Origin of the sequence: Ornithinimicrobium sp. INDO-MA30-4 (genome assembly GCF_021535045.1) — a bacterium.
Lineage (GTDB): Bacteria > Actinomycetota > Actinomycetes > Actinomycetales > Dermatophilaceae > Ornithinicoccus.
In genome coordinates, this window is sequence record NZ_CP091056.1 from 1,660,066 (window position 1) to 1,675,218 (window position 15,153).

General features: G+C 62.4%; 24 protein-coding genes and 2 pseudogenes. 7 read left to right on the top strand and 19 right to left on the bottom strand.

What is annotated here, in order from left to right; all coding sequences use genetic code 11:
- Positions 1-223 precede the first annotated feature (223 nt).
- From cysS to L0A91_RS09695, 7 genes and pseudogenes are all read right to left on the bottom strand, one after another.
- Positions 224-1,676 (bottom strand): annotated as a pseudogene (cysS, locus tag L0A91_RS09670) (cysteine--tRNA ligase).
- 47 nt (positions 1,677-1,723) lie between these two features.
- On the bottom strand, positions 1,724-2,350 hold the full coding sequence (locus L0A91_RS09675; RefSeq protein WP_235244183.1) for an MBL fold metallo-hydrolase: 627 nt from the start codon (positions 2,348-2,350) through the stop codon (positions 1,724-1,726).
- The gene (locus tag L0A91_RS09680) at positions 2,350-3,435 is read right to left on the bottom strand and encodes an S-(hydroxymethyl)mycothiol dehydrogenase (protein ID WP_235244185.1); all 1,086 of its coding nucleotides are present in this window, start codon (positions 3,433-3,435) and stop codon (positions 2,350-2,352) included. Before L0A91_RS09680 ends, L0A91_RS09675 begins: the two co-directional genes overlap by 1 nt.
- A 166-nt stretch (positions 3,436-3,601) precedes the next feature.
- A complete protein-coding gene (gene ispF / locus L0A91_RS09685; RefSeq protein ID WP_235244188.1) occupies positions 3,602-4,108 on the bottom strand; it encodes a 2-C-methyl-D-erythritol 2,4-cyclodiphosphate synthase in 507 nt (168 codons plus the stop codon).
- A 59-nt stretch (positions 4,109-4,167) separates the two neighbouring features.
- Complete coding sequence (locus L0A91_RS17480; protein WP_260115180.1) at positions 4,168-4,536, bottom strand: 2-C-methyl-D-erythritol 4-phosphate cytidylyltransferase; 369 nt, start codon at positions 4,534-4,536, stop codon at positions 4,168-4,170.
- Positions 4,445-4,795: a 2-C-methyl-D-erythritol 4-phosphate cytidylyltransferase gene (locus L0A91_RS17485; RefSeq protein ID WP_311198158.1), complete on the bottom strand. Its 351-nt coding sequence runs from the start codon at positions 4,793-4,795 to the stop codon at positions 4,445-4,447. The genes L0A91_RS17480 and L0A91_RS17485 overlap by 92 nt, the downstream gene beginning before the upstream one ends.
- Entirely contained in the window at positions 4,792-5,274 is a 483-nt protein-coding gene (locus L0A91_RS09695; RefSeq protein ID WP_220121802.1) for a CarD family transcriptional regulator, read from the bottom strand. The genes L0A91_RS17485 and L0A91_RS09695 overlap by 4 nt, the downstream gene beginning before the upstream one ends.
- A gap of 130 nt (positions 5,275-5,404) precedes the next feature.
- Here L0A91_RS09695 and L0A91_RS09700 point away from each other — a divergent pair, with 130 nt between their 5' ends.
- Entirely contained in the window at positions 5,405-5,962 is a 558-nt protein-coding gene (locus L0A91_RS09700) for a hypothetical protein (RefSeq protein ID WP_235244190.1), read from the top strand.
- Positions 5,963-6,056: 94 nt separating this feature from the next.
- Here the strand turns inward: L0A91_RS09700 and L0A91_RS18940 are convergent, their stop codons facing one another.
- Together L0A91_RS18940 and L0A91_RS18945 are read right to left on the bottom strand one after the other, a co-directional pair.
- Positions 6,057-6,407: a PhoU domain-containing protein gene (locus tag L0A91_RS18940; protein WP_311197760.1), complete on the bottom strand. Its 351-nt coding sequence runs from the start codon at positions 6,405-6,407 to the stop codon at positions 6,057-6,059.
- Complete coding sequence (locus L0A91_RS18945; protein ID WP_311197761.1) at positions 6,380-6,775, bottom strand: PhoU domain-containing protein; 396 nt, start codon at positions 6,773-6,775, stop codon at positions 6,380-6,382. Before L0A91_RS18945 ends, L0A91_RS18940 begins: the two co-directional genes overlap by 28 nt.
- A gap of 145 nt (positions 6,776-6,920) precedes the next feature.
- On the opposite strand from L0A91_RS18945, the gene L0A91_RS09710 reads away from it, so the two are divergent.
- The 4 genes from L0A91_RS09710 to L0A91_RS09720 all read left to right on the top strand — a co-directional run bounded on the left by L0A91_RS09710 (position 6,921) and on the right by L0A91_RS09720 (position 8,875).
- Positions 6,921-7,061, top strand: coding sequence for a hypothetical protein (locus L0A91_RS09710; protein ID WP_235244194.1), 141 nt, complete (start codon positions 6,921-6,923; stop codon positions 7,059-7,061).
- Positions 7,058-7,189, top strand: coding sequence for a hypothetical protein (locus tag L0A91_RS17490; RefSeq protein WP_260115181.1), 132 nt, complete (start codon positions 7,058-7,060; stop codon positions 7,187-7,189). The genes L0A91_RS09710 and L0A91_RS17490 overlap by 4 nt, the downstream gene beginning before the upstream one ends.
- Before the next feature lie 133 nt (positions 7,190-7,322).
- Positions 7,323-8,195: a cell wall metabolism sensor histidine kinase WalK gene (locus L0A91_RS09715; protein ID WP_235246589.1), complete on the top strand. Its 873-nt coding sequence runs from the start codon at positions 7,323-7,325 to the stop codon at positions 8,193-8,195.
- A complete protein-coding gene (locus tag L0A91_RS09720; RefSeq protein WP_235244196.1) occupies positions 8,192-8,875 on the top strand; it encodes a response regulator transcription factor in 684 nt (227 codons plus the stop codon). The genes L0A91_RS09715 and L0A91_RS09720 overlap by 4 nt, the downstream gene beginning before the upstream one ends.
- A 69-nt stretch (positions 8,876-8,944) precedes the next feature.
- Here the strand turns inward: L0A91_RS09720 and L0A91_RS09725 are convergent, their stop codons facing one another.
- The 4 genes and pseudogenes from L0A91_RS09725 to L0A91_RS18955 all read right to left on the bottom strand — a co-directional run.
- On the bottom strand, positions 8,945-9,703 hold the full coding sequence (locus tag L0A91_RS09725; protein WP_235246590.1) for a phosphoglyceromutase: 759 nt from the start codon (positions 9,701-9,703) through the stop codon (positions 8,945-8,947).
- A gap of 6 nt (positions 9,704-9,709) precedes the next feature.
- Positions 9,710-10,219 carry a YbjN domain-containing protein gene (locus L0A91_RS09730; protein ID WP_235244198.1) on the bottom strand — a complete coding sequence of 170 codons (510 nt, stop codon included), beginning with the start codon at positions 10,217-10,219 and terminating at the stop codon, positions 9,710-9,712.
- Positions 10,216-10,839 carry a glycosyltransferase gene (locus tag L0A91_RS18950; protein WP_311197762.1) on the bottom strand — a complete coding sequence of 208 codons (624 nt, stop codon included), beginning with the start codon at positions 10,837-10,839 and terminating at the stop codon, positions 10,216-10,218. The genes L0A91_RS09730 and L0A91_RS18950 overlap by 4 nt, the downstream gene beginning before the upstream one ends.
- 119 nt (positions 10,840-10,958) lie before the next feature.
- Positions 10,959-11,489: pseudogene (locus L0A91_RS18955) on the bottom strand (glycosyltransferase); the annotation flags it as partial.
- A 179-nt stretch (positions 11,490-11,668) separates the two neighbouring features.
- Here L0A91_RS18955 and L0A91_RS19875 point away from each other — a divergent pair.
- On the top strand, positions 11,669-12,106 hold the full coding sequence (locus L0A91_RS19875; protein ID WP_397333697.1) for a hypothetical protein: 438 nt from the start codon (positions 11,669-11,671) through the stop codon (positions 12,104-12,106).
- A 2-nt stretch (positions 12,107-12,108) separates the two neighbouring features.
- Positions 12,109-12,411 carry a hypothetical protein gene (locus tag L0A91_RS19880; RefSeq protein WP_397333698.1) on the top strand — a complete coding sequence of 101 codons (303 nt, stop codon included), beginning with the start codon at positions 12,109-12,111 and terminating at the stop codon, positions 12,409-12,411.
- 38 nt (positions 12,412-12,449) lie between these two features.
- Here the strand turns inward: L0A91_RS19880 and L0A91_RS09745 are convergent, their stop codons facing one another.
- From L0A91_RS09745 to L0A91_RS17500, 6 genes are all read right to left on the bottom strand, one after another.
- The gene (locus tag L0A91_RS09745) at positions 12,450-12,719 is read right to left on the bottom strand and encodes a DUF2516 family protein (protein ID WP_235244199.1); all 270 of its coding nucleotides are present in this window, start codon (positions 12,717-12,719) and stop codon (positions 12,450-12,452) included.
- Positions 12,720-12,797: 78 nt separating this feature from the next.
- Entirely contained in the window at positions 12,798-13,223 is a 426-nt protein-coding gene (dtd, locus tag L0A91_RS09750; RefSeq protein WP_235244202.1) for a D-aminoacyl-tRNA deacylase, read from the bottom strand.
- Positions 13,224-13,225: 2 nt separating this feature from the next.
- Positions 13,226-14,023, bottom strand: coding sequence for an asparaginase (locus L0A91_RS09755; protein WP_311197763.1), 798 nt, complete (start codon positions 14,021-14,023; stop codon positions 13,226-13,228).
- Entirely contained in the window at positions 13,990-14,247 is a 258-nt protein-coding gene (locus tag L0A91_RS18960; RefSeq protein ID WP_311197764.1) for a hypothetical protein, read from the bottom strand. The genes L0A91_RS09755 and L0A91_RS18960 overlap by 34 nt, the downstream gene beginning before the upstream one ends.
- Before the next feature lie 14 nt (positions 14,248-14,261).
- On the bottom strand, positions 14,262-14,801 hold the full coding sequence (locus L0A91_RS17495; protein WP_260115182.1) for a 3-keto-5-aminohexanoate cleavage protein: 540 nt from the start codon (positions 14,799-14,801) through the stop codon (positions 14,262-14,264).
- Between the two features lie 25 nt (positions 14,802-14,826).
- Positions 14,827-15,111: a 3-keto-5-aminohexanoate cleavage protein gene (locus tag L0A91_RS17500; RefSeq protein ID WP_260115183.1), complete on the bottom strand. Its 285-nt coding sequence runs from the start codon at positions 15,109-15,111 to the stop codon at positions 14,827-14,829.
- Positions 15,112-15,153: the final 42 nt, after the last annotated feature.

Genomic DNA, 15,153 nt, shown 5'->3' on the forward strand with positions numbered 1-15,153 from the left:
TTTCGCCTGGTCGGTCTTGCCGCGCTTGACGTGCTTGGTGCGGTCTTCAGCCTTAGGGGTCGGGCCCTTACCTTCAAGACCGCGGCGACGCTGACCGCCACTACCGACGGTCGCGCCCTTCTTGCTGGACTTGCGAACTGCGCCTCGGCGCTGCGAATTACCGGGCATGACAAGCCTTACGTTTTTGCGACGACTACTCCACGTGGAGCGAACGCCTTCCAGATTACCTTGCTGCCAGCGACCAGCGCGCACCAGCAGGAGTGTCTTCAATCTCAACGCCGAGCGCGGTCAGCTCGTCGCGGATGGCATCGGCCGCGGCAAAGTCCTTCTCCGCACGGGCCGCCGCCCGGGCGTTCAGTCGCTGGTCAACTAAGGCAGCCAAGACGTCAGCGGCACCGGAGCCAGCGTTTGCGCTCGACCATTGTGGGTCCAGTGGGTTGACCCCGAGCACCTGGGTCATGCCGATGACCTGCTCCAGGGTATGCAGCAAAGTCGCCGGGTCGGATCCGCCAGACTCCAGCAGTCGGTTGCCTTCGCGCACCGAGCCAAAGATGACAGCGAGTGCTTCGGAGACGTTGAGATCATCATCGAGCGCAGTGACAAAAGCATCCGGCAAATCAACGGAGTCGGCGCGGTCATTCAAGGCAGGCGTTGTGCTAGCGACATCGCCCTTTAGCGCTTCCTGAGCGCGGGTGATGAAGCCGGTGATCCGATCGACCGCCGCACCTGCCTCAGCCAGGGAGTCCTCGCCATACTCGACGGTGGAGCGGTAGTGCACCGAGCCTGGTAGAAGCGCAAGACCAGGGGCGCGACGGTCTCCGTGAGGGCGCCCACGGTCAATGTGTTGCCCAGCGACTTGCTCATCTTTTCGCCACTGAGCGTCACCCAGGCGTTGTGCAACCAGAACTGGGCAAATCCCAACCCGGCTGCACGTGACTGGGCCTGCTCGTTTTCGTGGTGCGGGAAGCGCAGGTCGACGCCGCCGCCGTGGATGTCGAAGGAGTCGCCGACATACTTGCGGGCCATTGCGGAGCATTCAAGGTGCCAACCCGGGCGGCCGCGGCCATACGGAGGGGCCAACTGGCGGTGCTGGGCTCTTCGGGCTTGACGCCCTTCCACAACGCGAAGTCGCGGGGGTCGCGCTTGCCGCGCGGATCGGCGTCGGCGGCGGCTTCCATGTCGTCGATCTTTTGCCTGGTCAGGGAGCCGTAGTCGGCGTAGGAGCGGACATCAAAGTAGACGTCGCCGCTGCCATCGGTCGCTGGATAGGCGTGACCGCGTTCGATCAGCGTCTCGATCAACTCGACCATCTCGGTGATGTGACCCGTGGCGCGTGGCTCATAGGTTGGGTCAAGCACCCCGAGAGTGCGCAACGCTTCGCTGGTGGCCTGCTCGTGCAGATAGGACCAAGCCCACCAGGGCCGATCATTCTCGGCCGACTTGCGCAAGATCTTGTCGTCAATGTCGGTGACATTGCGGACAAGGGTGACGTCAAGGCCGTGCCCGCGGACCATCCAGCGGCGCAAAATATCGAAGGCAACCGCAAAGCGGACGTGCCCAATGTGCGGCTCACCTTGAGTGGTCAGACCGCAGATATAGATGCTGGCCTTACCTGGCTCGAGTGGCTCGAAATCCCGGATCTCACGGCTGGCAGTGTCATAGAGGCGCAAACTCACGCTCCCTAGGCTACCGGCGTGCCAGCCGTGAGCCAGAACATCAGCCTTTAGTGGCCGCGGTCGATCCATTCCTGACGGTTCGGCGCCTCGGCACCGATCGTCGTTGAATCGCCATGTCCAGTGTTGACGGTGGTCGCCGCCGGCAAGGTCAGCAACCGCTCGGTGATCGAATCCACGATGTCGTCGAAGTCACTGAACGAGCGGCCGGTTGCGCCTGGGCCACCGGCAAACAGGGTGTCGCCGGTGAAGACGGTCGACAGTTCAGGCACATAGAAACAGCACGAGCCGGGTGAATGCCCTGGCGTGTGCAGCACCTGGATAGTGACCCCAGCAACGCTGAGGCTGTCTCCGTTGGACAGTTCTTGGTCTGGCGCGTGCTCGTGAACGCGATCCCACAACATCCGGTCAGCAGAGTGCAAATAGATCGGTGCACCCGTGCTGAAGGCCATCGCCACCGCCGCGCCGATGTGGTCATCATGCGCATGCGTCAGCAAAATCGCCGTGACGGCACGGCCCTTGACGACATTCTCGATGCCAGCCGCATCGTGCGGCGCGTCGATGATGATGCACTCTTCGTCGTCACCAATGACCCACACGTTGTTGTCGACATCCCAGGTCCCACCGTCGAGACTGAAGGTGCCTGACGTCACGCCATGATCAATACGAGCAGTCATCAGATCTCCACCACCGATCGCAGCACGTCACCGGAGTGCATCTTGTCGAACGCTGCCTCGACATCACCCAAGCCAATCCGCTCGGTGATGAAGGCATCCAGGTCGAACTTTCCCTGCTGATACAGGTCGATCAGCATCGGGAAGTCACGCGAAGGCAAACAGTCGCCATACCAACTCGATTTGAGCGAGCCACCCCGCCCGAAAACGTCGAGCAGCGGCAATTCGACCTGCATCTCAGGCGTCGGTACGCCGACCAGCACGACGGTGCCAGCCAAGTCGCGGGCATAGAACGCCTGCTTGTAGGTCTCTGGGCGGCCAACCGCTTCGATCACGACGTCTGCGCCATTGCCATCGGTCAATTCGCGGATCGCCTCGATGGGGTCAGCCTCTTTGGAATTGACGGTATGCGTGGCACCAAACTTCTTAGCGCCCTCCAGTTTGCGGTCGTCCACGTCAACGGCGATGACCTTGGTTGCTCCGGCCAATGCGGCACCGGCGATGGCGGCGTTGCCGACACCTCCGCAGCCGATCACGGCGACGGAGTCTCCGCGGGTCACCCCGCCGGTGTTCACTGCGGCACCGAACCCGGCCATCACGCCACAGCCCAACAGGCCAGCAGCAGAGGCCGAAGCTTCCCGGTCCACCTTGGTGCACTGCCCGGCGGCAACCAGTGTCTTTTCGATGAAGGCGCCAATGCCCAACGCCGGGCTCAACTCAGTGCCGTCGGTCAAGGTCATCTTTTGCTTTGCGTTGGCAGTGTTGAAGCAATACCAGGGCTGACCCTTGGCGCAAGCTCGGCACTGCCCGCAGACTGCGCGCCAGTTGAGGATGACGAAGTCTCCCGGCGCAACATCGGTGACCCCTTCGCCGACGGCTTCGACGGTGCCTGCCGCTTCGTGGCCCAGCAGGAACGGGAACTCGTCGTTAATGCCACCTTCGCGATAGTGCAGGTCGGTGTGGCAAACGCCGCATGCCTCAATGGCAACGACTGCTTCGCCTGGTCCCGGGTCCGGCACGATGATGTCGACTGTCTCGACGTCTGCGCCTTTGCTACGCGCGATGACGCCCTTCACTGTGCTTGGCATGAACAGTCCTCTCTGAGGCTCTTTGGGGTCCCTCCACCGTACTGCCGATCAGCGCCCCGGCGGCATACCGGGGTGGCGCGACATTCGGAAATTCCTCTGGCGACCCAAAAGCTGTGGCGTAGAGCGATTTTCGGACCTGGTCGCTCCTGCACCGCGAGGGCAATGGCTAGGGAGCAGGTTGGCCGAATCCACGCTCAAGGGTGGCGTTCGCCAAACAGGCTATCCCTTCGCCTCCTCCGATTGAGCCCAACTTGTCGGTCGTCGTTGCCTTGACGGAAATCTGAGAGATGTCGCAAGCCAAGACCTTCGCCAAACCCTGCCGAATGGCCAGGACATGGGGGCCAATCCGCGGCCGTTGCGCGATCACGGTGACATCGACGTTGGCGACCCCATAGCCAGCGTCACTCACCTCTCGTAGGGCTGCGGCAACAAAGCCCATCGATTCGGCACCTGCCACTTCGGGGGTGTCGACACCGACGAACGAGCCGAGGTCGCCGAGCGCCAGAGCGCCGAGCAAGGCGTCAGTCACCGCATGCGCCACGATGTCGGCATCTGAATGGCCAGCCAAACCTGCCGTTTCGTCGACCAGGTGGCCGCCCAGCAAGAGCGGACGGGCTTCCTCGGCAAACGGATGGACGTCGAATCCTTGGCCAACGCGGACGAGAGGCTGCATGTCAGCAGTTCATCACAGGAAGAGTGCCGCGACGGCGAGGTCGTGAGGCGTGGTGACCTTCATGGCTCGCGCATCCCCGGCACGGCGCGTACCGAGTAACCAGCCATCTCTAGCAGACCGGCATCGTCAGTCGTCACCCTGATGTCTTGCGCATAAACGCTCTGCAGCACCGCAGCCTTGAAACCCTGCGGGGTTTGCACGGCGCGCAAGGTGCTGCGGTCAACGGTCCCTTTGATCTCATCGTGCTCTGGCCCGCGGACGGATTTGATCGTGTCGACGACCGGCAGCACCGGCACGACACCGGGTGCCCCTGCCCGGACCGCGGTGATCACCCGGTCAAACACGGCTGGCGGGGTGAGTGCGCGCGCCGCATCGTGCACGAGGACCACCTCCACCCCTTCTGGCATTGCCGCCAGGCCATTGCGCACAGAGGGGTCCGCTCGTCGCCGCCTGCGACCACAGTGATCTCGGCCCCGGACGCGACGAAGCCCCCGAGCAGCGCCTGGAATTCATCCAGACGCCCCTGGGGGCTACGACGACAATGTATGCGACGTCCGCGACATGAGTGATGCCGTGGACTGCCCGGACTAACAGACTGACTCCGGCTAGCTCAACAAGAGCCTTGGGTTTGCCAGCACCTAGTCGAGTGCCCTGGCCTGCTGCGACCAGGATGACTCCAACGCTCAGGACGCGAGAACCTCGTCAAGCGTGGCCTCTGCCTTGTCCTCATTGGTCTTTTCCGCGAGCGCCAACTCTGACACCAGAATCTGACGCGCCTTGCTCAGCAAGCGCTTCTCACCAGTGGACAACCCACGGTCCTTGTCGCGACGCCAGAGGTCGCGAACGACCTCGGCGACCTTCACGACATCACCAGAAGCAAGCTTTTCGAGGTTTGCCTTGTAGCGGCGCGACCAGTTGGTCGGTTCCTCCGTGTGCTCTGCGCGCAAAACCTCAAAGACCTTGTCGAGGCCCTCACGGCCGACGACGTCCCGGACTCCGACGAGATCGCAGTTATCTGCTGGGACCTCAATGGTGAGGTCCCCTTGGGCTACCTTGAGCTTGAGGTATAACTTCTCCTCGCCCTTAATGGTGCGGGTGTTCATTTCTTCGATGAGAGCCGCACCGTGGTGCGGGTATACGACCGTCTCGCCGACCTTGAATGTCATCTTTAGTTAGCCCCTTTCGCGGACCCCAAGAATAACACGCGTGAAGTAGATCACTAAATAACATCACTGTCATTTAGGCAGGTCAACGCCCCGCTGCGGGAGCAGGCCTCGACCCGGTAAGGTATTGTCCGTGACCTCGAAATCCACTGCTTCCAGCCCGCGCGCTCGTTTCATTGCCGTGACATCGTCGCTGGTCATGGCTTTGGGCCTGAGCGCCTGCCAGGTGAACTCACCCATCACCACTGACCTGCAATACGCAGCAGCCGATGGCCCAAACTTGCAAACCGAGGGCGTCTCTATTGATGGGATGGCTATCATCAGCGCAGGTTCTGGGTCTGCTGGCATCCTCGCAGGTGCGGCCGTTAACGAAACCGACGAGGACGTTTCAATCGTCATTTCGCTCACCTCGCAGGACGGCCCCATGCAGTTGGAGCCTACGGTCGAGGTGGGGCCGCATTCGCTGCAACGGCTTGACGATGTCAGCGGCGACTTCGCTAACGCCGTCGCAGTTGACTCGGTCGACGTCATCCCGGGCACCCTGGTCGAAGCACAGTTCGAAACGTCTACCGGCGAGATCGCTTCAGCCCGGATCCCCGTGCTGCTCCCGGAAGGCCCATTCGAGGTCTACGCAGAAGCACTGGGCTATGAGGCGCCGGTCGAGGAAGAGGGCGCTGGGGAAGACCGCTAAGGGGCTGCCTGGCATACAAAAACCGGCCACCGCATCGTGCGGCAGCCGGTTTTTTTGTCCCCTCAGAAACTCCTGAGGGCTCGTGCGTTCTCTATCAGCTGTCGCGCACCGGGGCGGTGCCACGCGCGCTGGCTGCTGTGCGCATCTCCAGAGCCTCATCCAGATTGACCTCGTCGTGCCACTCGCCGGTCACTAAGTAGACAACGCGGTGTGCCACCGAGACCGCGTGGTCACCGAATCGCTCGTAGTAACGACTGAGCAAAGTGGCGTCGATGGCAGCCTCGGTGCCCGAGGTGAACTCCTCAGATAAGAGCACTCGGAAGACCTCTCGATGCAACTCATCCATCCGGTCATCCTGGGTTTTCAATGTGGCGGCCCCAGCCAGATCGTTGCTGGCGATGATGGCACCAGTCTTGATCACCATCTGCTCGGCGATGGACGCCATCTCCAAAAAACTCCGCGCAGTGCTGGCGGGATGGATGACTCTGGGTAGCGCAACCGAGCAACCTTGGCGACATGCCGAGCCAGGTCGCCCATCCGCTCCAAGTCCGAGCTCATACGCATGGACGTGACGAGGATGCGCAGATCGGTGGCGACCGGCTGTTGACGCGCCAAAGTGTCCACCGCTCGGTTGTCGAGATCCCGACGGATGGCATCAATGTGCTCATCCGCAGTGATGACGCTCTCGGCGAGCTCCAAATCGGCGTCCATCAGAGCCTGAGTCGCGCGGTTCAAAGCTGATGCAGTCAGACGGGTCATCTCGACCAACTGATCAGAGATAAAGGCCAACTCTTCATGAAATGCCGTACGCATGGTGCTCCCTTTCGAATATCGACGTAACGCACCGTGTCAGGGGCACGTGAACGAGATGCCGACGCTAAGTGAACTCTCGGATACGAGGTGGAGGCTAGGCGGCCACAGAGCGAAATCCGTCGTTATTGGGTCGTATGGTGATCGTATGACTCCATGGACCGCCGCCGCGCTAGGCGTGCTGGTTGGCGCCATCTTGGGCGCTCTTTTGCTGATCCTCATTCGGGGCCAGCGTAACGAGTCGCCCGCCGAATCTGGCGAAACCCCGATCCGCTGCCAGCCGGCGTGACCGAAGTGCTCGACGCCCTCTCGACCGGCGGGCTCGTGGTTGACTCCACCGGACGCGCGCTCACCTCCACATCTGCAGCCCGGGCCTACGGTTTGGTGCACGGCCCAAACTTGGTGCACTCGAGCTAAAGCAGCTAGCACGCGAAGTGAGCGCCGATGGGCAAACTCGCGAGACCGAATTGGATCTCGCCCGCGGTCCTTTGGCCAGGGTCGACTGCTGGCAGGAGTTCGGGCCGCGCTGCTGCCCGATGGCCTGGTGCTGATGCTGGTCGAAGACCATACCCAGGCTCGTCGAGTCGAAGAAGCAAGGCGCGACTTTGTCGTCAACGTCAGCCATGAACTCAAAACACCTGTTGGCGGTCTTTCGCTGCTCGCCGAGGCGGTCGCCGAAGCCAACGAAGACCCCGAAGCGGTCAAGCGGTTCGCCAAGCGAATGCAACGCGAGACGAAGAGGCTCTCTCGCTTGGTCAGCGAAATCGTGAACTTGTCACGGTTGCAGACCGCAGACCTGATGAATCCGCTGGTCATTGTCGATGTCTCAGCGTGCGCCCGAGAGGCCGCGGACGATACGCGTCTGGTCGCCTCCAAACGGCGCATCAGTGCGGTGTGCGCTACCCCCTCAGCAGGGCTGCGTGTCTATGGAGATGCCGAGTTGATCTCGACCGCTATCCGCAACCTCGTCACCAACGCTGTCGCCTATTCAGCGGATGGCACTCGTATTTCGGTTGTCTCTCGGCGCGTCGACGACACAGTGGAGGTTGCGGTGTCAGACCAGGGCAGCGGCATACCGGAGCGGGATCTGGAGCGAATCTTTGAGCGCTTCTATCGTGTGGACCCGGCCCGCTCCCGGGCAACCGGCGGCACCGGCTTGGGCCTATCGATCGTGAAGCACATTGCCTCGAACCATGGCGGCGAAGTGGTGGTGTGGAGTCAAGAAGGACATGGTTCGACCTTCACCTTGCGCTTGCCCGGTATCGTCAATGATGATCGCGAGGTGGGTGCCGCAGCACCGCCGCACTCACGCCCTGGTGTCACCCTGGTCCCTAGTGCCGAAGTCGGCGCTGACCCCAACCGCACTTCGTCACAGTTGACGTCCGTTGTTCCCCTGTCCCCTGGCCGGAAGATGAACAGATGACCCGCATCTTGGTGGTGGAAGACGAAGAATCGTTTTCCGACCCACTTTCGTATTTGCTCGGCAAGGAAGGCTACGACGTCTCAGTCGCCGAGACCGGACCAGCCGGCCTGGAAGATTTCGACCGCAATGGCGCAGATCTCGTCTTGCTTGACCTCATGCTGCCGGGCCTGTCGGGAGTCGATGTATGCCGTGCGCTGCGCCAAAAGTCGTCCGTGCCGGTCATCATGTTGACCGCTAAGGACAGTGAGATCGACAAGGTGGTCGGTCTCGAAATCGGCGCTGACGACTACGTGACCAAGCCCTATTCGAGCCGTGAGTTGCTCGCTCGGATCAAAGCTGTGTTGCGCCGTCAGGTTGAGCCTGAAGAGTTGGTGCCAGCCACCATCGAGAGTGGGCCGGTCCGGATGGATGTTGATCGGCACCACGTGAGCGTGCGCGGAGAGAATGTCTCACTGCCCCTCAAGGAGTTTGAACTCCTGGAGATGCTGTTGCGCAACACCGGTCGCGTCCTGACCCGGGGGCAACTCATTGATCGAGTCTGGGGCAGCGACTACGTCGGGGACACCAAGACCCTGGATGTGCACGTCAAGCGGTTGCGGGCCAAGATCGAAGTCGACCCGTCCAATCCGGAGTTGATTGTGACGGTCCGCGGTTTGGGCTACAAGTTTGAGACTGCGTAAACCAGAACACAAGAATGAGCCCCGGTGGATTTCCACCGGGGCTCATTCTTTGTCTAGCTCAGCCAGGGACTACTTGCCCTGGTTGGCGACTGCCTTGATGGCATCTGCGGCAGCGTCGGCGTCAAGGTAGCGACCGCCGGGGGTGACCGGCTTAAAGTCTGCATCCAACTCATACACCAACGGGATGCCGGTGGGGATGTTCAGGCCAGAGATTTCGTCGTCGCTGATCCCGTCCAAGTGCTTGACCAAGGCGCGCAGGCTGTTGCCGTGGGCTGCGACCATGACGACCTTGCCGTCAGCGAGGTCGGTGGTGATGTCGGACTCCCAGTAGGGCAACATCCGGACGATGACGTCCTTGAGGCACTCGGTGCCGGGCAGGTCGTCGCCGAGGTCCGCATACCGAGGATCGTTGGCCTGGGAAAACTCCGAGTCCGCCTCGATGACCGGCGGTGGTGTGTCGAACGAACGACGCCACAGCATGAATTGCTCTTGGCCGTACTTGTCCCGGGTGGCTGCCTTGTCCAGGCCCTGCAGAGCGCCGTAGTGACGCTCGTTCAGCCGCCAACTGCGACGCACCGGAATCCAGTGTCGGTCCGCAGAGTTCAGCGCCGAGTTAGCGGTGTTGATCGCACGACGAAGCAGCGAGGTGTGCAGCACGTCGGGCAGGATGCCCTCGGCTACCAGGAGTTCGCCAGCGCGCGCGGCTTCTTCCTTGCCGGTGTCCGACAGTTCGACGTCGACCCAACCGGTGAAGAGGTTCTTGGCGTTCCACTCGCTTTCGCCGTGGCGAAGGAGGATGAGGTGTGGGTTGCTTCCGCAGTCATGCAGGCAAGTCTAGTCAGACTCGCCTTCCTCGCTCAGCAGGTGCGCGAATGCCGCGAGATTGGCCTTCGACTCTCCCCGGGAGGTCCGCCACACCCACTCGGTGCGCATCGCAGACATAAAGCCCAAGGCCAGCAACTCGTTAAACGGCTCGTCACAGGCGCTGAGGACCGCGCCGAGCAGTTCGTCAAGGGAACGCGCATCAACCGAGGTGATCGGCATCTGCCCGGCCAGATAGACATCCCCTGTGCTGTCGATTGCATAGGCCAAACCAGGCAGACGCAGATTGCGACGCATCAAATAGCTGTAGACCCCCAGGTGGTTCTCATCCGGGTTGCGGATCACAAAAGCCCGCACCCGCATGATCCGGCGACGCACGAGGAGCGAGACCACGGTCTTGAGTTTGCGCTCGCCCGGCAGAATCGCGACCACTTCACCGGTGCGTGAGCCTGCCTCCCACTCCACGCCCAACTCAGTGAGATGTTCTTGGATTAGATGAACTGCAACATTTGCCTCGGTCATGGAACCACCGCCGTCGGGATATCGGTAAGGGAAGCAGAGCCGTTAATGGGCGCACCAGCGCGTTCAGCGCAGGCCAAGCGATAGACCGCCAGCAGGTCATCGACCGAACGATCCCAGCCAAACTCGGCGGCATGCTCGGGCGCCCGGGCTGCGAGGGCTGCCATTTTGTCGGTGTCAGCGAGCGTTTCGCCAATGACCCGAGCCCAGTCCTGCGGGTTGTGACCATCAACCAAAACTCCGGCGTCGCCGACGGCGATAGGCAGACCACCCACGCGGGCCGCAATCACTGGAGTGCCACTGGCCAGGGCTTCTATAGCAACGAGGCCAAACGACTCGCTGTGCGAAGGCACGATCGCTAAGTCTGCGGATTGATACCACCGCGCCAACTCAGGCCGCGAGACTGGCGGTTGGAAACGAACGTTGTCGCTCAAGCCCAGCTCGGCGACGAGTTCTTGCAACGACTCGGGGTGCTCGAGGCCAGAGCCAGATGGGCCACCAAGGATGGCCACGACAAGACGGTCGCGCAGTTCCGGCTGCCGCTTGAGCAACTCTGCGGCTGCCCGCACCAACACGTCGGGGGCCTTGAGCGGCTGGATGCGGCCAACAAACAGCAAAACCACGTCATCGTGATTGAGGCCGAGATGCTCGCGGGCAGTGCGTTGGTCGCCGGGGTAAAGACCTCCAGGTCGACACCTGGGTGGACCACGTACACGCGCAGCGGATCAGCGTCATACAGGTCCATGAGTTGTGAGGCTTCGAGGTTGGTGTTGGCAACCATCGTGGAGGCCGCTTGAACGACTTGAGCCTCACCAATTTCGCGGCCCATCGGCTCGGCACGGTCACCTTCAGCGAGTTCCGCATTCTTCACCCTGGCCATCGTGTGCATGGTGTGGACCAGCGGGATGTTCCACCGGTCGGCCGCCAGCCAGCCCACCTGGCCCGAGAGCCAGTAGTGCGAGTGCACCAGGTCATACCAGTGCTCGGGTTGGGCCATTGCGGTGCGCATCATGCCTGCGGCGAAGGCGCACAGTTGGCCGGGCAAATCGTCTTTGGCCAATCCTTCATAGGGACCGGCTGGGATGTGGTGCACCAAAACCCCGGGTGCTAGCTCCACAACTTCGTCTTGGGCACCATCGGTCGCCCGGGTGAAGATCTCGACTTCCACGCCGCGCTGAGCCAGCCTGCGGGCCGTCTCCACGACATACACGTTCATCCCGCCGGCATCCCCCGTGCCCGGTTGCTCCAGTGGAGACGTGTGGACGCTCAGCATCGCGACCCGCTTGGGGCACCCCGAATTCGTCTGCTGAATCACGTTTTAAGTTTCGCACGGCACTAATCTGGACTAATGAGCGGTCCTTCTCGGCCCCTGGGAACCATCACCCGGGGCACCACCAATCCCAACCGGCTGCGACGCGTCGACCGGTGGATGGAGTATGCGTTCGCGCCCTCTTGCGCCAGGCCAGCAGCCCGCCGTGGGTCGTGGACCTGGGGTATGGCGCGTCCCCGGTGACCGCGGTGGAGTTGGCTCGGCGGATGCGCGCCGTGCGCCACGATGTGCGGTTGCTCGGCTTAGAGATTGACCCGCAACGCGTGAAGGATGCGAACTGGGCCCAGGACCCGCCGGCGCGACAATTTGCGGTGGGCGGCTTTGAGATCCCGATGCCACACGGCGAACGGCCACTCCTGGTCCGGGCCTTCAACGTTCTTCGTCAGTATGACGAGTCGCAAGTTCGCGCAGCCTGGGACCAGATGGTTGCTCGGTTGGCTCCAGGTGGCGCCGTCGTCGAAGGCACCTGCGATGAGATTGGCCGCCTGTCGACGTGGGTGCACTTGCGTGCGGCCGCCCCAGGGCGACCGATCAGGTTGCGGCCGAGGCAGTCTCGCTGAGTTTGGCCTGGCACTTGAAGTCACTTGCTGATCAGCGCATCACCGCGCCGTCGATGATTGCCGAGCGGTTGCCGAAAGCCCTGATTCACCGAAATGTGCCTGGCGAGCCGATCCATCGCGTGATGCAGGCGATCGATCAGATGTGGGAGCGGTCAGCGCCGATGGCCAGTTATGCCGTGCAACAGCGGTTCATAGCGACCGCCCAGGCGATGCGCGACGCGGGGTGGCCGGTGCTAGATGGGCCGAAACGCTGGCGCAACGGTGAGATCACCTTTGCCTGGTCAGCGGTCGAGCCGAGCTCCTAAGGGCCGTTCTGCGGGGGTGACTACTTCTTGCGGGGTGACTACCAGGGCCCGTATGGGCCGTTGTTTTGACCGCCACCACGGCCACTGGCTGCGCTGACCGCGGGCCGCACGTCTGCTAAATAGACAGCAGCGGCGACCACACCTAGCAAGCCAAACAGGTTGAGCGGGCTGAAGACCGTCAAAAATCCGAAGATCGCACCGAGGCCGGTGATCCCCACCCATTTGGGTTTAGACAGCTTTCCGGCGGCGATGAAGGCATCCGCGCGCTGGGTGGCGGCATGAATAAGTGCCCATAGCTCTAACCCCAAAAGGCCGCTCCCAGGACAAGGATGACGAGGCTTTGGGCGCTACCGATGAGACTCATGCTCCTAGCCTACGTTGCCCCACTAGCTATCCACGATGACAGTGAATGGCCCATCGTTGACCAACTCGACCTGCATGTCCGCGCCAAAGACCCCGGTGGCAACGTCAAGGCCGCGAGCGCGTAGTTGATCAGCCACCGCGTCCACGAGAGGCTCAGCGACGTCTCCAGGCGCTGCAAGCCCCCAGGAGGGACGGCGGCCCTTGGTCGTCTGCCCGTACAACGTGAATTGGCTAATCACCAGCACGCCGGCACCTGCATCGGTGACGCTAAGCTCGCCCGGCATGATCCGTAACTCGGCGATCTTGCGCACTGTTGTCGCAACATCTTCGGGCCCATCGTCGTGGGCGGCGGCAACGAGCGCCACCAGCCCAGGGCCGGGCAGCTCCCCGACGACGTCGCCCTCAACAACAACGCGGGCCCGGGTGACCCGCTGAATAACGCTGCGCATCGTTACAGGTCGAAGGCTTCGACGGCACCGACTCGCTCGCCGTGACCCATCACTGGCTCATCGGCAACCTTGGCCAAGACACCGTCGGGGTCTTCGAGGCCCATGGCGCGCAAGGCTGCCATCGTGACAACCGTGCGAGCCCGGTGTGAGCCGTCAGCGATCTTGACCGCCAAGCCGCGCCCATCGGGCAGACCAACGGCATAGACCGCTTCGGCGCCATCCTTGGCAATGAGTCCAGGCACCCCGCTAATCAACTCAGCGACATCGCGGCCAGTGCCAGAAAGCCACAAAGGATGTTGGCGCATCGAGTCAGCAACGCGGCCCTCATCCGACTCCGGATCGGCAGCCGCCAAGGTCCCGAACCCACGAGCCAGGCCCAACGGGCTCAAGGCCATCACCGGGGCACCACAGCCGTCGATTCCGATCGCCGAAATGGCCTCGCCGGTCAACTCAGTCAGGGTCTGTGCCATCAACTGCTGCAACGGGTGCGACGGGTCGCGATAGGTCTTGAGGTCCCACCCCGCGATGACGCACGTGGCCAACATGGCGGCATGCTTGCCCGAACAGTTTTGGGCAACCGAGCTTGGCTCGCGGCCAGCGGCGAGCCACTCTTGCTTGGCTGGCTCATAGCCGGGGATATCTGGGGTGTTCTGCAGAGCAGACTCCTCGAGGCCAACGGTGGCCAGGATGCGCCGAGCGCCCTCGCGGTGGAAATCTTCACCGTTGTGGCTCGCGGAAGCCAAAGTCAGCAACTCATCGGTGAGTTTCAGACCGGCCCGCAGCATGGCGACGGTCTGCATCGGTTTGTTGGAAGACCGGGAAAGATCGGCACGTCAGCCTCGCCCCGGACCAGCGTGACACCGCCTTCAGGGTCTGTAGCCACCACCAGGCCGTGATGTACGGACTCGACAAAGCCAGACCTGCTGTACGTGGCGACCACTGGTGCGCGGGCCAACAAACTGGTCACTGCCTCGGCGGAAAGCCCGTTGTCATCGTGTGCGGGGGACATCGTTGTCTCGGTCACGACCCCACCCTAAATCAGTCTGCCCTCGCTGCCGACCGGCGATCCTTGATGCCCAACATTTCTCTGGCTTGCGCACCCGACATCGGTGGGCGTTGCAACTCGTGGGCAATGTGGGCCGCTCGGGCAACCAACTCCATGTTGTGATCAACTTGGCGGCCCCGCATGAACATCAGGTTGTCTTCCATCCCGACTCTCAGGTGCCCTCCCATAGCGAGCGCACCAGCCACGATGGGCAGATGGGCGCGGCCTATCCCGGTGGCAGACCAACTCGTCACTTCGGCTGGCAGAGCGGCCACTCCGGCGGCAAGCGCTTGCACCGTCCCCGGCATACCGCCTGGCACACCGGTGACAAAGTCGACGTGCACCTTGCCGCCATATGGCAAGCCGTGAGCGTCAATCAGGCGGCGCAGGGCAGCAACATGGCCCAGGTCAAACAGCTCAAACTCCGGCACGACCTCACGCTCTTGGGCCTGCACATACAACTCGCTGATGAAGGGTAGGGATTCATAAACACGCCATTGCCGAAATTTACGGTGCCGCAGGTGAGGCTGCACGAGTCTGGCTCGGCGTCGAGCACCTTCAGTCGGTCTTCAAGGGGTCGTGCACCGAGCCACCGGTCGATAACTGGACGATCAGGTCGGTGCTCTCTCGGACCGCGTCGACTGCCGCTTTGAGATAGCCGTGATCCAGCGTGGGCTGATGGTTGGCATCTCTAATGTGCAGATGGATCAGCGTCGCGCAGGCGGCTTGGCAAGAGATCGCCGTCTCGACGATTTCTTGCAGAGTGGTCGGCAACTGCGGGAAATCGCTCTTGGCGGTCTCAGCCCCGGTTGGGGCCACCGTGATCATCGTTGACGCGGACATACCCCTTGCATACCACCAGCGCCCGACACACCGCAGGTGATC

Excerpts from the sequence above, each read along its gene's own strand:
- L0A91_RS09675 (WP_235244183.1), bottom strand. The coding sequence starts at position 2,350 with ATGACTGCTCGTATTGATCATGGCGTGACGTCAGGCACCTTCAGTCTC.
- L0A91_RS09680 (WP_235244185.1), bottom strand. The coding sequence starts at position 3,435 with ATGCCAAGCACAGTGAAGGGCGTCATCGCGCGTAGCAAAGGCGCAGAC.
- ispF (WP_235244188.1), bottom strand. The coding sequence starts at position 4,108 with ATGCAGCCTCTCGTCCGCGTTGGCCAAGGATTCGACGTCCATCCGTTT.
- L0A91_RS09695 (WP_220121802.1), bottom strand. The coding sequence starts at position 5,274 with ATGACATTCAAGGTCGGCGAGACGGTCGTATACCCGCACCACGGTGCG.
- L0A91_RS18940 (WP_311197760.1), bottom strand. The coding sequence starts at position 6,407 with ATGGCGTCCATCGCCGAGCAGATGGTGATCAAGACTGGTGCCATCATC.
- L0A91_RS18945 (WP_311197761.1), bottom strand. The coding sequence starts at position 6,775 with ATGCGTACGGCATTTCATGAAGAGTTGGCCTTTATCTCTGATCAGTTG.
- L0A91_RS09710 (WP_235244194.1), top strand. The coding sequence starts at position 6,921 with ATGACTCCATGGACCGCCGCCGCGCTAGGCGTGCTGGTTGGCGCCATC.
- L0A91_RS09715 (WP_235246589.1), top strand. The coding sequence starts at position 7,323 with ATGCTGGTCGAAGACCATACCCAGGCTCGTCGAGTCGAAGAAGCAAGG.
- L0A91_RS09720 (WP_235244196.1), top strand. The coding sequence starts at position 8,192 with ATGACCCGCATCTTGGTGGTGGAAGACGAAGAATCGTTTTCCGACCCA.
- L0A91_RS09730 (WP_235244198.1), bottom strand. The coding sequence starts at position 10,219 with ATGACCGAGGCAAATGTTGCAGTTCATCTAATCCAAGAACATCTCACT.
- dtd (WP_235244202.1), bottom strand. The coding sequence starts at position 13,223 with ATGCGCAGCGTTATTCAGCGGGTCACCCGGGCCCGCGTTGTTGTTGAG.
- L0A91_RS09755 (WP_311197763.1), bottom strand. The coding sequence starts at position 14,023 with ATGCAGACCGTCGCCATGCTGCGGGCCGGTCTGAAACTCACCGATGAG.
- L0A91_RS17500 (WP_260115183.1), bottom strand. The coding sequence starts at position 15,111 with ATGTCCGCGTCAACGATGATCACGGTGGCCCCAACCGGGGCTGAGACC.